The organism is Allobosea minatitlanensis, from assembly GCF_964020775.1.
In genome coordinates this window covers 1,498,893-1,511,159 of sequence record NZ_OZ224509.1, presented here as the reverse complement: position 1 = coordinate 1,511,159, position 12,267 = coordinate 1,498,893, and the positions used below count along the sequence as shown (strand labels likewise).

15 protein-coding genes are annotated in these 12,267 nt (G+C 70.5%); 8 read left to right on the top strand and 7 right to left on the bottom strand.

Going from position 1 to position 12,267, the window contains the following annotated elements; translation table 11 throughout:
- Window positions 1–16 precede the first annotated feature (16 nt).
- Window positions 17–412: a rhodanese-like domain-containing protein gene (locus ACWH43_RS07440; protein WP_158443506.1), complete on the top strand. Its 396-nt coding sequence runs from the start codon at window positions 17–19 to the stop codon at window positions 410–412.
- Here the strand turns inward: ACWH43_RS07440 and trmD are convergent.
- From trmD to ffh, 6 genes are all read right to left on the bottom strand, one after another.
- The gene (gene trmD, locus ACWH43_RS07435) at window positions 409–1,116 is read right to left on the bottom strand and encodes a tRNA (guanosine(37)-N1)-methyltransferase TrmD (RefSeq protein ID WP_158443505.1); all 708 of its coding nucleotides are present in this window, start codon (window positions 1,114–1,116) and stop codon (window positions 409–411) included. The genes ACWH43_RS07440 and trmD overlap by 4 nt on opposite strands.
- Before the next feature lie 188 nt (window positions 1,117–1,304).
- The gene (locus ACWH43_RS07430) at window positions 1,305–1,976 is read right to left on the bottom strand and encodes an HAD family hydrolase (protein WP_158443504.1); all 672 of its coding nucleotides are present in this window, start codon (window positions 1,974–1,976) and stop codon (window positions 1,305–1,307) included.
- The gene (gene rimM, locus ACWH43_RS07425) at window positions 1,963–2,490 is read right to left on the bottom strand and encodes a ribosome maturation factor RimM (protein ID WP_158443503.1); all 528 of its coding nucleotides are present in this window, start codon (window positions 2,488–2,490) and stop codon (window positions 1,963–1,965) included. Before rimM ends, ACWH43_RS07430 begins: the two co-directional genes overlap by 14 nt.
- Before the next feature lie 174 nt (window positions 2,491–2,664).
- A complete protein-coding gene (rpsP, locus tag ACWH43_RS07420) occupies window positions 2,665–3,036 on the bottom strand; it encodes a 30S ribosomal protein S16 (protein ID WP_158443502.1) in 372 nt (123 codons plus the stop codon).
- A gap of 20 nt (window positions 3,037–3,056) precedes the next feature.
- Window positions 3,057–3,560 carry a hypothetical protein gene (locus tag ACWH43_RS07415; RefSeq protein ID WP_158448068.1) on the bottom strand — a complete coding sequence of 168 codons (504 nt, stop codon included), beginning with the start codon at window positions 3,558–3,560 and terminating at the stop codon, window positions 3,057–3,059.
- Window positions 3,557–5,131: a signal recognition particle protein gene (gene ffh, locus ACWH43_RS07410; RefSeq protein WP_158444511.1), complete on the bottom strand. Its 1,575-nt coding sequence runs from the start codon at window positions 5,129–5,131 to the stop codon at window positions 3,557–3,559. Before ffh ends, ACWH43_RS07415 begins: the two co-directional genes overlap by 4 nt.
- A gap of 379 nt (window positions 5,132–5,510) precedes the next feature.
- Between ffh and ACWH43_RS07405 the strand changes: the two genes are divergently transcribed.
- From ACWH43_RS07405 to ACWH43_RS07385, 5 genes are all read left to right on the top strand, one after another.
- Entirely contained in the window at window positions 5,511–6,065 is a 555-nt protein-coding gene (locus ACWH43_RS07405) for a CAP domain-containing protein (RefSeq protein ID WP_260347713.1), read from the top strand.
- A gap of 36 nt (window positions 6,066–6,101) precedes the next feature.
- Window positions 6,102–6,530, top strand: a complete 429-nt coding sequence (locus ACWH43_RS07400; RefSeq protein WP_158444513.1) for a hypothetical protein — start codon at window positions 6,102–6,104, stop codon at window positions 6,528–6,530.
- Between the two features lie 112 nt (window positions 6,531–6,642).
- The gene (locus tag ACWH43_RS07395) at window positions 6,643–7,269 is read left to right on the top strand and encodes a LysE family translocator (RefSeq protein ID WP_158444514.1); all 627 of its coding nucleotides are present in this window, start codon (window positions 6,643–6,645) and stop codon (window positions 7,267–7,269) included.
- Window positions 7,270–7,277: 8 nt separating this feature from the next.
- Complete coding sequence (locus ACWH43_RS07390) at window positions 7,278–7,886, top strand: class I SAM-dependent methyltransferase (RefSeq protein ID WP_158444515.1); 609 nt, start codon at window positions 7,278–7,280, stop codon at window positions 7,884–7,886.
- 33 nt (window positions 7,887–7,919) lie between these two features.
- On the top strand, window positions 7,920–8,978 hold the full coding sequence (locus ACWH43_RS07385; RefSeq protein ID WP_158444516.1) for an MBL fold metallo-hydrolase: 1,059 nt from the start codon (window positions 7,920–7,922) through the stop codon (window positions 8,976–8,978).
- 84 nt (window positions 8,979–9,062) lie between these two features.
- Here the strand turns inward: ACWH43_RS07385 and ACWH43_RS07380 are convergent, their stop codons facing one another.
- Window positions 9,063–9,989 carry a GyrI-like domain-containing protein gene (locus tag ACWH43_RS07380; RefSeq protein ID WP_158448069.1) on the bottom strand — a complete coding sequence of 309 codons (927 nt, stop codon included), beginning with the start codon at window positions 9,987–9,989 and terminating at the stop codon, window positions 9,063–9,065.
- A gap of 91 nt (window positions 9,990–10,080) precedes the next feature.
- Here ACWH43_RS07380 and dapF point away from each other — a divergent pair, with 91 nt between their 5' ends.
- Together dapF and mtaB are read left to right on the top strand one after the other, a co-directional pair.
- Window positions 10,081–10,980, top strand: a complete 900-nt coding sequence (dapF, locus tag ACWH43_RS07375; RefSeq protein WP_158446317.1) for a diaminopimelate epimerase — start codon at window positions 10,081–10,083, stop codon at window positions 10,978–10,980.
- Window positions 10,980–12,251: a tRNA (N(6)-L-threonylcarbamoyladenosine(37)-C(2))-methylthiotransferase MtaB gene (gene mtaB / locus ACWH43_RS07370; RefSeq protein WP_158448070.1), complete on the top strand. Its 1,272-nt coding sequence runs from the start codon at window positions 10,980–10,982 to the stop codon at window positions 12,249–12,251. Before dapF ends, mtaB begins: the two co-directional genes overlap by 1 nt.
- Window positions 12,252–12,267: the final 16 nt, after the last annotated feature.

Here is a 12,267-nt window from a genome sequence, read left to right as displayed (position 1 = left end):
CGCAGCGACGCGCCGCATGCTTCTGGCCGGGAGCCTCGCGCTCCCGGCCGCTTTCGTTTTCGGGCAGGCGCTCCCGGCAATCTCCGCCCGCGAGGCCCATGAAGCGGCGCAGGCCGGGCGGATCGTCCTCGTCGACATCCGCAGCGCCGGCGAATGGGCCGATACCGGCCTGCCGCAAGGCGCGATCCCGCTCGACGTCGACGCCACGGCCTTCGAGGTCAGGCTGGCGGGCCTGCGCCTCGACCATCCCGGCACGCGCATCGCCCTGATCGACCGCACCGGCGCGCAGTCGGTTGCGACCGTGATGAAGCTCGCCGGCAGAGGCTGGCGCGACCTCGTCGCCGTGCGCGGCGGCATGCTCGGGCCGGGCGGCTGGCTGGCGGAAAAGCTGCCGGTGACGGCGTATCGTTAGCCTTCCTTCTCCCCCGAGGGGTGAAGGGAAAGAAGATCCGGCCTTCTCTCCCGCGTGATCCTCTCCGCCTGCTCGCGCCGCCATTTCGCGATGCGGGCATGGTCGCCGGAGAGCAGGGCCTCGGGCAGGCCGCGGCCTTCCCATTCGCGCGGCCGGGTATAGTGCGGATATTCGAGCAGGCCGTTCTCGAAGCTCTCATCCTCGCCGGAAGCGACCTTGCCCATCACCCCGGGGATCAGCCGCACACAGGCGTCGAGCAGCGTCAGCGCCGCCATCTCGCCGCCGGAGAGGATGTAGTCGCCGATCGAGACCTCGATCAGTCCGCGCCCCTCGATCACCCGCTCGTCGACGCCCTCGAAGCGCCCGCAGACGATGACGAGGCCGGCCCCCGCCGCCCATTCGCGCACCGTCTCCTGCTTCAGGGGCCGCCCGCGCGGCGACATCAGCAGGCGCGGACGCTGATCGTCCGGCGGCACGGCCGCGTCGATCGCCGCGGCCAGCACGTCGCAGCGCAGCACCATGCCGGCGCCGCCGCCGGCCGGGTTGTCGTCGACATTGCGGTGCCGGCCGATGCCGTGCTCGCGGATCTGGTGGGTTTCGAGCGACCACAGCCCCTTGCGCAGCCCCTCCCCCGCCAGCGAGAGGCCGAGCGGGCCGGGGAACATCTCGGGATAGAGGGTCAGGATCGAGGCGCGGAACGACATGGCGACCTTGGATTGAGGCAGTTGCTTCCAGCCTGTCTCCCCGGCGGAGCCCTCGGATCCGACCTTCGGCCGGCTCGAGGATAAACGCCGCGCAGAGCCGGGATCCATGCCGGAACGGTTCAGCCGGGGGCCCGGACCGGCGCGACGACGTCGCTCGTCCGGGATGGCCCGCGGTTGGAAAAGGCAAGCTAACTGAAGCGCAGCGCCGGCAGCCCGTCCAGCGCCGTGAAGTCGCGAACCGCGGCGATCAGGTTGTCGAAGGCGGAAAAAGCGTCCGCATCGAGCATGGTCAGCAGCGCCACGGCCCGCATGCCGGCGCGCCGCGCCGCCTCGACGCCGAGCGGCGCGTCCTCGAAGACGATGCAGTCGGCCGGGTCGACCTTCATCCGCTCCGCCGCCGCCAGGAACATGTCCGGATGCGGCTTGCCGCGGAAGCCCTGCGAGGGCGAGACGATGGTGGCGAAGCGCGGACGCAGGCCGAGCGTGTCCAGCACCACCTCGATATTCGCCGGCGGCGCGGCGGTGCCCACCGCCATCGGCACGCCGGAGCGGGCGGCGCGGGCGATCAGGTCCAGAAATCCCTGATTGGCCGCGACATGCGGCAAATAGGCCGCGCGATAGAGTGCTTCCTTGGCGTCGCTCATCGCCTCGAGCTCCGCCATCGCCGCCTGCGGGAAATAGGAGGCGATGATCTCGTGCCCGGCCATGCCGGCGGTGCGGGCCGCGAAGGTCGCGCGGTCGAAGGGCAGGCCGTTGCCGAGATGCCAGCTTTCCCAAGCATCGTCGTGGTAGCGCATATTGTCGACGATGGTGCCGTCCATGTCGAAGATCAGCGCGCGGGCAGGCCTATCGCTCGTCATCGTCGGGCTCGAACAATCCCAGGGGCGGCTCGGCCTCGATCCGCCGCGCGGCGATGTCGATGCGCGGCGCGAAGGCCTTGGTGAAGGGCATCAGGACGGAACGCCCGTCCGGGGTCGCGACGGCGAGCAGGTCGCCGGCGCCGTAATTCTCGACGGCGGTGACGGAGCCGAGCATGGCTTCGCCCGGTCCGACGACCCGGCAGCCGATGAGATCGGCCTGCAGGAACTCGTCCTCGTCCTCGCTCTCGGGCAGCCTGTCGCGGGCGACGAACAGCTCGACACCGTTCAGCGCCTCGGCCGCCTCGCGGGTGGCGACGCCCTTGAGCCGGGCGACGACGACCTCCTTGGCCGGGCGGACGTCGAGGATCTCGACGCTGCGGCCCTTGCCGTCGCTGAGCGGGCCGTAGCCGGCGATCGCGAGCGGGTCGCCGGTGAAGGTCTTGATCCTGACCTCGCCGCGCACGCCATGCGGCGCGCCGACGACGCCGAGCAGGATGAGGTTCTCGTCAGGCATCCCCGCACTCCGTCCTTCCGGGGCTTCGCGTCAGCGCGGAGCCCAAAACCCAGAACCGATGCCGAAACGCGGATGAACGCGGCGGCCGGCCGGGCTTTCCCGCGCCCTGCGATTCTGGATTGCGGGCTCGCGGCTGCGCCGCGCCCCGGAATGACGAAGCGAGGAGCAAGCGGCTCACGCCTCGGCGGCGGCTTCTTCGGCGGCCGGAGCGGCGGCCTTCTCGGCCTTCTTCTCGGCGCGCTCCTTGGCCTTCTCGCCCGGGAGGGCCTTCTTCGGATTGTTGCGCGCCGGGCGCTTGACGAGGCCGGCGGCGTCGAGGAAGCGCAGCACGCGGTCGGTCGGCTGGGCGCCCTTGGCGAGCCAGGCCTGGACCTTCTCGGTGTCGAGCACGACGCGATCCTCGGCGTCCTTGGCCTTCATCGGATCGTAGGAGCCGATCTTCTCGATGAAGCGGCCATCGCGCGGCGAGCGCGAATCGGCGACGACGATGCGGTAATAGGGGCGCTTCTTGGCGCCGCCACGGGTCAGGCGGATCTTGAGGGACATGGGTCTTCTCTTTCTTCGGTTCAGGGTTGATACAGGTTTTTCTCTTCGTCTTTCAATACAGCTCTCGCCTTGTCGATCAGGGGGCGCAAACTGTCTTCATCAATAAACTTGCCTTTGAAATCCCGTTTGAACTTATCGAGTGAAAGCCTGTGGCATTGGTCGATGATCTCTTCCAGGCCGGCATGCGTAACCTTATTGTGGTCGAGAAGAAGCTTGATGTTGGATCTCAAGCTCTGACTTTTCTCCGTCAGGTCGGAGAAATCCGAATGCTCGAAGCCGAAACCCTTGCTTTTGCCGTAAGCCATCACGCCCAACTGACACTGCACGGAATGAAATTCGGCGATCTGGGCTCTGAGGTTCTCGATCTGCTCCTTGCGAAACTCCGAAAGCTTATCGCGTGAGCTCGACCGTGCCGAGCGAAGCGCCACGATCGCCGTCACGAGAGCCAGGCAAAAGGTTCCGAGTCCGACGACGAGATTACCGAAATCGACCTGGGCATTGATGCCGAGGATCGTGCTGCTCACTTCTTCTTCCCCCCGAACGGATTGCCGCCCAGGCCGGGCAAACCGCCGCCGAGGCCCGGCAGTTTCGGCATCATCCCGGCCGGCGGGGTGACGCCCTTGGGCAATCCGGGGAAGCCGCCGGGCGGCAGCGGCGGAAGCCCGCCGCCGGCGCCGAGCTGCTTCTGCAGTTCGGCGAGCTGGGCCGGGTCCATCTTGGACGGGTCGGGCATGCCGGCCGGCAGCCCGCCGCCGAGCCCGAACATGCCGCCGAGCTTGCCGAGCATGCCGCCCTTCTGCTTGCTCATCATCTTCATGGCGTCGGCCATGCCGCGATGCATCTTGAGCAGCTTGTTGATCTGCTCGGCCGTGGTGCCGGAGCCGGCCGCGATACGCTTCTTGCGGCTGTTCTTGAGCAGATCGGGGTTCTTGCGCTCGGCCGGCGTCATCGAGTCGATCGCGGCGATCATGCTCTTGAACATCTTGTCGCCGACGCCGGCATTGGTGAGCTGGGACTGGGCCTGCTTCATGCCCGGCAGCATGCTCATCACGCCGCCGAGGCCGCCCATCTTCTCCATCTGCTGGAGCTGGGCGCGCATGTCGGAGAGGTCGAACTGGCCCTTGGCCATGCGCTGCGCGGTGGCCTGCGCCTGCGCGGCGTCGATCGTCTGCGCCGCCTTCTCGACCAGCGAGACGATGTCGCCCATGCCGAGGATGCGGTTGGCGACGCGGGAGGGGTGGAAATCGTCGAGCTCGTCGACCTTCTCGCCGATGCCGACGAGCTTGATCGGCTTGCCGGTGACGGCGCGCATCGAGAGCGCCGCGCCGCCGCGCGAATCGCCGTCCATGCGGGTCAGCACGATGCCGGTGAGGCCGACGCGGGCGTCGAAGGCGCGCGCCGTGTTGACCGCGTCCTGGCCGGTCAGCGCGTCGGCGACGAGCAGCACCTCATGGGGATTGGTCGCGGCCTTCACCTGCGCGACCTCTTCCATCAACGTGTCGTCGAGCGTGACGCGGCCGGCGGTGTCGAGCATGACGACGTCGAAGCCGCCGAGGCGGCCCGCCTCGATGGCGCGCCTGGCGATCTGCACCGCCGACTGGCCGGCGACGATCGGCAGCGTCTGCACGCCGACCTGCTGGCCGAGCACGGCGAGCTGCTCCATCGCGGCCGGGCGTCGCGTATCCAGCGACGCCATCAGCACCTTCTTCCTGTTCCGGTCCGTCAGGCGCTTGGCGATCTTGGCGGTCGAGGTGGTCTTGCCCGAGCCCTGGAGACCCACCATCAGCACCGGCACGGGCGGCACGGCATCGAGATTGATGCTCTCGCCCTCGCCGCCCAGCGTCTCGATCAGGACGTCGTTGACGATCTTGATGACCTGCTGGCCGGGCGTGACCGACTTGAGAACCTCGGCGCCGACGGCGCGCTCGCGCACCTTGTCGGTAAAGCTGCGGACGACCTCGAGCGCGACGTCGGCCTCGAGCAGCGCCCGGCGCACCTCGCGGAGCGCCGCGTTGACGTCCTCCTCGGTCAGCGAACCCCTGCGGGTCAGCCCCGAGAGGATGCCGGAGAGCCTGTCGCTCAGCGTGCCGAACATGCGGACCTGCCTGCTTGCCTCAGGGAGCCTCCAGCGCCGGAACCCATTGCCAAACGGTTTCGCGCCCGAGGGCGCAATCGCGCTGTCGGACGTTGACCTCCGGGCTCATGGAAGCCGCAAGGCGGCCCGGTCGGCGGATGCGGTTTCGGCGATGTCGGCGAAACGGATGGCGCCCTTAAAGCGGAAGAATGTGGCGAAAGTCAAGGTTGGCGGGCGCGTTTGCGCGCATGGCGGGGCGCTCCGGGGCGGCGGGATCGGACGTCCCGCCCCGCCTGCGGAACCTGCCCCGCCGCTTCTCTCCCCAGCCATGACGGCGCTCGGCCCCAGAATGGCCCTGATCTGGCGGCATCGCATCGCGCCCCGCAACGAAGCGAAGCCCATGAAGATCGTGATCGCCCTGCCCCTGCTGGCCCTCACCCTCCTCCTCGCCGGCTGCGGCGGCGAGGCCCGTCGCGAAGGACCGCTCGACCCCCGCATGGTCGAGCGCCTCGGCGCCGTCACCCTCGACCCGGCCCAGGCGGGACGCATCCTCAACGCCTACCGCGCCAGCCACGGCCTCGGCCCCGTCCGGCCGGACCCGCGGCTGATGGCGATGGCCCAGCGCCAGGCCGACGCCATGGTCGCGAAGAACGCCCTCTCGCACGAGGCCGGCGGCCGCTTCGCCGCGCGCGTCGAGGCGGCCGGCCTCGATTCGTCCCGCATCGCCGAGAATCTGGGCGGCGGCTATTTCTCGGTCGAGGAAGCCTTCGACGGCTGGCGCAAATCGCCGGGTCACGACGCCAATCTGCGCATGCGGGAAGCGACGCGCTACGGCATCGCGCTCTCCAAGGACCCGCGCAGCAGCTACCGCGCCTGGTGGGTGCTGGTCGTCGCCGCCGAGCCGGAAGCGCGCGTGACCCTGGGTGACGGTGACAGGGCTCCGCAACCTCGGTAACGGACGCCGTCCCTCCCGATTGCGAGCCCGATGATCATGATGCCGATTCGCCTGCTTTTTGCTCTTGGCGTTGCCGCCTGCGCCGCCTTCGCCGGCCCCGGTGCAGCCCGGGCGCAGCCCTGCGCCACCAATTTCAGCAGCTCCGGCGTGCCGATGGTCTCGCAGATCACCTATCGCACCTGGGACCTGTCCAGGAAGGCACCGGCCGCCGTGCTGCCGGCGATCGTCCGGGCGATCAAGGCCGACGGGGACTTCGTCGACATCCGTACCGACAAGGCGAGCGGCACGATCTCCGCCATGCAGGAGGTCACCGGCTCCGGCCGCCCGCAGATCCTCAAGGTGACCACTCGCAAGCAGGCGACCGGCACGCGCATCGACATCGCCTTCACCGTGCAGCCCGGCCAGGTCGCGCCGGAGGGCGCCGTTCGCAAGGCCCTCTGCGACCTCCTCCGCGGCACGCGCTGAAGCGGCGCGCGGCCCCGTCGCGCTCCGGCGCATGGGCGAACCCACCCGGCGCCAGGCCCTTTACAAAGCCCCGCATCTGGTGATGGCTCTGGAGTTTAGCGGAGCCATCGTCATGACCTTCCAAACCTGGGCCGCCTTCGCCGCCGCCACCGCCGTCCTGCTCGTCATTCCCGGCCCGACCATCCTGCTGGTCATCTCCTATGCGCTCGGCCAGGGCTGGCGCACCGCCTTTCCGGTGGCCCTCGGCGTGGCGCTCGGCGACTTCACGGCGATGACGCTCTCGATGCTCGGCGTCGGCGCCTTGCTCGCGACCTCGGCCAGCGTCTTCGCCGCGCTGAAATGGCTCGGCGCGGCCTATCTCGTCTGGCTTGGCGTCAAGCTCTTCCGCGCCGGCGGCACGCTCGACGCCAGGCCGCGCGCGGATGCCGCTCCGGCCTGGAAGATGCTCGGCCATGCCTGGCTGGTGACGGCGCTGAACCCCAAGAGCCTCACCTTCTTCGTCGCCTTCCTGCCGCAGTTCCTCGATCCGAAGTCCGGGTTCTGGACGCAGATGCTGATCTTCGAGGCCACCTTCATCGGCCTCGCCTTCGCCAACGCCATGGGCTATGCGCTGGTCGCCTCCCGGGCGCGGGCCGTGGTGCGCAATCCCCGCGCCGTCGGCATCTTCAACAAGGCGGGCGGGACGCTGCTGATCGGCGCCGGCATCGCGACCGCTGCGATCCGCTCCGGCAGCAACTGAGGCGACGCATGGCCACCCGGGACGACCGGACGCTCGACTTCTACGCGGCCGAGGCCGGCGCCTATGCCGGGCGGGAGCGCGAGGCCGAGCACCGCCGCATCGACCTCTTCGCCGGGCGGCTTCGGCCCGGCGCCCGCATCCTCGAACTGGGCTGCGGCGGCGGCCAGGACAGCGAGGCGATGCTGGCGCGCGGCTTCGACGTGGTCCCGACCGACGGTTCGCCCGAGCTCGCGCGCGAGGCCGGGCGCAGGCTCGGCCGGCCCGTCGCGGTGCTGCTCTTCGAGGATCTGAACGAGATCGCGGCCTATGACGGGATCTGGGCGCATGCCTGCCTGCTGCATGCGCCGCGTCCGGCCCTGCCCGGCATCGTCGACCGGATCCACGCCGCCCTGCGGCCCGGAGGCGTCGTCTATGCGAGCTTCAAGGCCGGGGAAGCGGAAGGCCGCGACGGGCTGGGCCGCTATTTCAACTATCTGTCGCGGCCGGAAGCCGTCGCCGCCTTCGGCGCCGCCTCGCGCTGGTCCTCCCTCGCCGTCGAGGAGGACGAGGGCTCCGGCTACGACAAGGTGCCGACGCGCTGGCTGCATGTGCTGGCGATCAAGGCGCCCGAGTCTTGACCGGAGGCCGCAGCGACCTACCTCTCTCGGGTCATGGATCGCCGCAAGCTTCTCTCCTTCATCGGCCTCGGCGCCCTGCTGGCCTCGACCGGCGCGGCCTGGGCGGCGATCTCGCGCTCGCGCAATCCCTATTACCAGGGGCCGGTCAGCGACCATTTCGACGGGCTGGTCTTCAGCGACGGCCGCCCCGCCGGCAAGGGGCTGCTGGACGTGCTGCGCTGGCAGGCCGGCAAGCGCGACCGCGAGGCCTTCCCCGCCGTCTATCCGGCCCCGCCGCAGGACAGGCCGCCGGCCCGCGTCGAGGGCGTGCGGATCGTCCATCTCGGTCACGCCTCCTTCCTCTACCAGATCGCCGGGCTCAACCTGCTGGTGGACCCGGTCTATTCGCAGCGCGCGAGCCCCTTCAGCTTCATGGGGCCGAAGCGCGTCAACCCGCCCGGCGTCGCCTTCGACGACCTGCCGCCGCTCGATGCGGTCCTGATCACGCACAATCATTACGACCATCTCGACATCGAGACGCTGGCCCGCCTGCACCGCCGCGACCGGCCGCGCATGATCATGCCGCTCGGCAACGACGCCATCGTCCGGGCGCGCATCCCCGACGCCCGCACCGAGGCGCATGACTGGTCGGACCGCCTGACGCTGTCGGACGGGCTCGCCGTCACCCTCGTGCCGACCTATCACTGGTCGGCGCGCGGCGCCTTCGACCGGCGCATGGCGCTGTGGTCGTCCTTCATCATCGAGGCCCGCGCCGCGAAGATCCTCCATGTCGGCGACACCGGCTATCACGACGGCTCGCTCTACGAGCGGCTGGGCGCCGAGCACGGCCCGTTCCGCCTCGCCGTGCTGCCGATCGGCGCCTATGAGCCGCGCTGGTTCATGTCGGACAACCACATGAACCCGGAGGAAGCGGTCAGGGTCATGCTGGCGCTGCGGGCCGAGGAGGCCCTCGGCCACCATTGGGGCACCTTCCAGCTCACCGACGAGGGCGTCGAACGGCCGCCGCAGGCGCTGAAGGCGGCGCTGGCCGCCGCCGGGCTGCCGCAGGAGCGCTTCAGGCCGATGCGGCCGGGGCTGAGCTGGACGGCCTGACATCCTGCCGGTCGCCCCGCGGCCGAAGGGAAGCCTTCCGCGGCTGACGCCGCTTGTCCGGGATGACGGCGGAAAGCCGTCGCGCTATTTCGGCTGGACGTAGACGTTGATCTCGAGGTTCGGATCGCCCGGATCGGCGAGGTCGCTGACATATTCCTCGAGGAAGGCGTCCTTCACCACGATGTTCTTCGCCTCGAGATAGGCGGTGATCGTCTCGTAGGTGGAATCGATGTCGTCATAGGGCGCCTGGTGCAGGAAGCGCAGCGCCGCGCCGGCCGGCGAGGTCGACATCCTGAAATCCGCGCCGACCGTGGGCGCCTGCCCGCCGGGCGGAATCGCGACCGGCAGCATCGCGTCGAAGCGGAAGCCTTCGTCCGTGGTCTCGACGAAGAGGGTCAGCGGCCGGCCGGCGACGGCGAGCCCCGCCCGCTGCGCCTCGGCCCGCAGCGCCTTGAAGCTGTCGGAGAGCTTCTGGAAGCCCTGGTCCCAGCTCGTCTGCCCGGACAGGACCAGCACCGGCTTGGGCGAGAGCGTCACCTCGGCGACGTCGCTGGTGTCGGTGCCCTTGCCGGCGAGCGTCGCATTCGGGTCCGGCACGCCGGTCTGCTGCTGCTGCGGAACGAGCGGCTGGCCCGGGGCCGGCACGGCCGGCGGCGGCTGCACGGGCTGCGGCTCCAGCGGCCCCTGCGGGGTCGGCGCCGGCTGCACCGGCTGCGGCGTCACCGGATTGGGCGCCGGCGGGGCCGGCTGGACCGGCTGGGGCGAGGGCTGCGGGTCGGGCACGGCCGCGGGCGGGCTCGGCACGGGAGCGGCGGGCGCCTGCGCGGGGGCGGCGCCCGGCGGCGGGGCGAGCGGGCTCGCCTGCACGGCGGAGGGCGCCGCCACCGTCGCCTGCGCCCAGGCCGTCGGCGCAAGGCCGATGGTGCCGGCGCAAGCCAGAACACAAATCCGGAAATACCGCATCGTCACGGCCCTGAGCTTCTCGCGATTCGCGCCCTTGCGGAGCAGCATAGAATGTCCACCTTGTCACAGGAACGGGATGAGGGTGGCTTTTTCACGCCGCCTCCGCCATAGACCCGCATTTCATGGGACATGTGACCAAATGAACGCTCTGGCGCATCGCCGGTTCCTGAAGATGAACGGGCTCGGCAATCAGATCACCGTGCTCGACCTGCGCGGCACGAAGCATCTGGTGAGCGCGCAGGAGGCCCGCGCCATCGCCGCCGAGCCGCGCGCCCGCTTCGACCAGCTCATGGTGCTGCACGACCCGCAGGCCGCCGGCACCGACGCCTTCGTCCGCATCTACAATGTCGACGGCACCGAGGCCGGCGCCTGCGGCAACGGCACGCGCTGCGTCGCCTGGGCGATGATGGCCGACCCGGAGATGGGCGACCCCGCCAAGACCGCGCTGACCCTGCAGACCAAGGCCGGGCTGCTGCCGGTGAAGCGCGAGAGCGAGACGGTCTTTACCGTCGACATGGGCGCTCCGCGCCTCGCCTGGGACGAGATCCCGCTGACCGAGCCTTTCGCGGACACCAGCCGTTTCGAATTGCAGATCGGCCCGATCGACGCGCCGATCCTGCACTCGCCCTGCGCCGTCAACATGGGCAATCCCCATGCGGTCTTCTTCGTCGAGGACCCCTATGCCTACAATCTCGAGCAGATCGGCCCGCTGCTGGAGAACCACCCGATCTTCCCCGACCGCGCCAATATCGAGCTCGCCGCCGTCACGGCGCCGGACCATATCGTGCTGCGCGTCTGGGAGCGCGGCGCCGGCATCACCCAGGCCTGCGGCTCAGGCGCCTGCGCGGCGCTGGTCGCCGCCGTGCGCCGCGAGCTCTCCGCCCGCAAGGCGGTGGTCAGCCTGCCGGGCGGCGATCTCACCATCGAATGGCGCGAGAGCGACGGCCGGAAGGATGCCGGCCATGTGCTGATGACCGGCGCGGCCGCCTTCGAATGGGACGGCAGGCTCGACCCCGCCCTGCTGGCGAGCGCGGCCTGATGGCGCTGGAGGTCGTCACCTTCGGCTGCCGCCTCAACATCGTCGAAAGCGAGGCGCTCCGGCTCCAGGCAGAGGCCGCCGGGCTGAAGGACGCCGCCATCGTCAACTCCTGCGCCGTCACCGCGGAGGCGACGCGCCAGGCCCGGCAGGCCATCCGCCGCCTCAGGCGCGAGCAGCCGGACCGGCCCGTGATCGTCACCGGCTGCGCCGCGCAGATCGAGCCTGCCCGCTTCGCCGCCATGCCGGAGGCCGACCGCGTGCTTGGCAACGACGAGAAGCTGGATCCGGCGCAGTGGCTGGCGCTCGCGCGCTCGAACAGCCTCGGCCGCGACGCGGCTGCGCCTGCCGACAAGCTCGCCGTCGGCGACATCATGGCCCGCCCGGCCATGCGCGCGGCGCCGACCGGGCGCCTCGCCGGCCATACGCGCGGCTTCGTCCAGGTGCAGAACGGCTGCAACCATCGCTGCACCTTCTGCGTCATCCCCTTCGGGCGCGGCCATTCCCGCTCGCTGCCGGCGGACGACGTCCTCGCCCAGTGCCGACGGCTCGTCGAGGCCGGCGCGCGGGAGATCGTGCTCACCGGCGTCGATCTCACCAGCTATGGCCAGGACCTGCCGGACGGCCTCCGGCTCGGCGCGCTCGCGGCGCGGATCCTGCGCGAACTGCCGGAGCTGCCGCGCCTGCGCCTCTCCTCGATCGACGCCGTCGAGGCCGACGACGCCCTGCGCGACCTGCTCGCGAGCGAGGCGCGGCTGATGCCGCATCTGCACCTGTCGCTGCAGCATGGCGACGACCTCATCCTCAAGCGGATGAAGCGGCGCCACAGCCGTGACGATGCCATCCGTTTCTGCGCGCAGATGCGCGGCCTGCGGCCCGACCTCGTCTTCGGGGCGGACCTGATCGCCGGCTTCCCGACCGAGGACGAGGCGATGTTCGCCCGCTCGCTCTCGCTCCTCGAGGCCTGCGGGCTGAGCTATGTCCACGTCTTTCCCTATTCGGCGAGGCCCGGCACCCCGGCGGCGCGCATGCCGCAACTGCCGGGCGCGGTCGTGGCGGAGCGCGCGGCGCGCCTGCGGGCCGCGGCCGAGGCGGCGCAGCGGCGTCACCTCGAGGCGCGCATGGGCCGGCCGCTTTCGGTGCTGACGGAGCGCGGCAACAGCGGCCGCGCCGAGGATTTCACGCTCGTGCGCTTCGACCGCGAGATCGAGCCCGGCCGGATCGTCTCCGCCACCGGCCATGCCAGCGACGGGCGCGCCCTGCTCGCGGCATAGGACGAGGCCCAGCCCT

Coding starts and splice junctions, on each gene's coding strand:
- ACWH43_RS07440 (WP_158443506.1), top strand. CDS start 17: ATGCTTCTGGCCGGGAGCCTCGCGCTCCCGGCCGCTTTCGTTTTCGGG.
- trmD (WP_158443505.1), bottom strand. CDS start 1,116: ATGTCGTTCCGCGCCTCGATCCTGACCCTCTATCCCGAGATGTTCCCC.
- ACWH43_RS07430 (WP_158443504.1), bottom strand. CDS start 1,976: ATGACGAGCGATAGGCCTGCCCGCGCGCTGATCTTCGACATGGACGGC.
- rimM (WP_158443503.1), bottom strand. CDS start 2,490: ATGCCTGACGAGAACCTCATCCTGCTCGGCGTCGTCGGCGCGCCGCAT.
- rpsP (WP_158443502.1), bottom strand. CDS start 3,036: ATGTCCCTCAAGATCCGCCTGACCCGTGGCGGCGCCAAGAAGCGCCCC.
- ffh (WP_158444511.1), bottom strand. CDS start 5,131: ATGTTCGGCACGCTGAGCGACAGGCTCTCCGGCATCCTCTCGGGGCTG.
- ACWH43_RS07405 (WP_260347713.1), top strand. CDS start 5,511: ATGAAGATCGTGATCGCCCTGCCCCTGCTGGCCCTCACCCTCCTCCTC.
- ACWH43_RS07400 (WP_158444513.1), top strand. CDS start 6,102: ATGATGCCGATTCGCCTGCTTTTTGCTCTTGGCGTTGCCGCCTGCGCC.
- ACWH43_RS07395 (WP_158444514.1), top strand. CDS start 6,643: ATGACCTTCCAAACCTGGGCCGCCTTCGCCGCCGCCACCGCCGTCCTG.
- ACWH43_RS07390 (WP_158444515.1), top strand. CDS start 7,278: ATGGCCACCCGGGACGACCGGACGCTCGACTTCTACGCGGCCGAGGCC.
- ACWH43_RS07385 (WP_158444516.1), top strand. CDS start 7,920: ATGGATCGCCGCAAGCTTCTCTCCTTCATCGGCCTCGGCGCCCTGCTG.
- ACWH43_RS07380 (WP_158448069.1), bottom strand. CDS start 9,989: ATGCTGCTCCGCAAGGGCGCGAATCGCGAGAAGCTCAGGGCCGTGACG.
- dapF (WP_158446317.1), top strand. CDS start 10,081: ATGAACGCTCTGGCGCATCGCCGGTTCCTGAAGATGAACGGGCTCGGC.
- mtaB (WP_158448070.1), top strand. CDS start 10,980: ATGGCGCTGGAGGTCGTCACCTTCGGCTGCCGCCTCAACATCGTCGAA.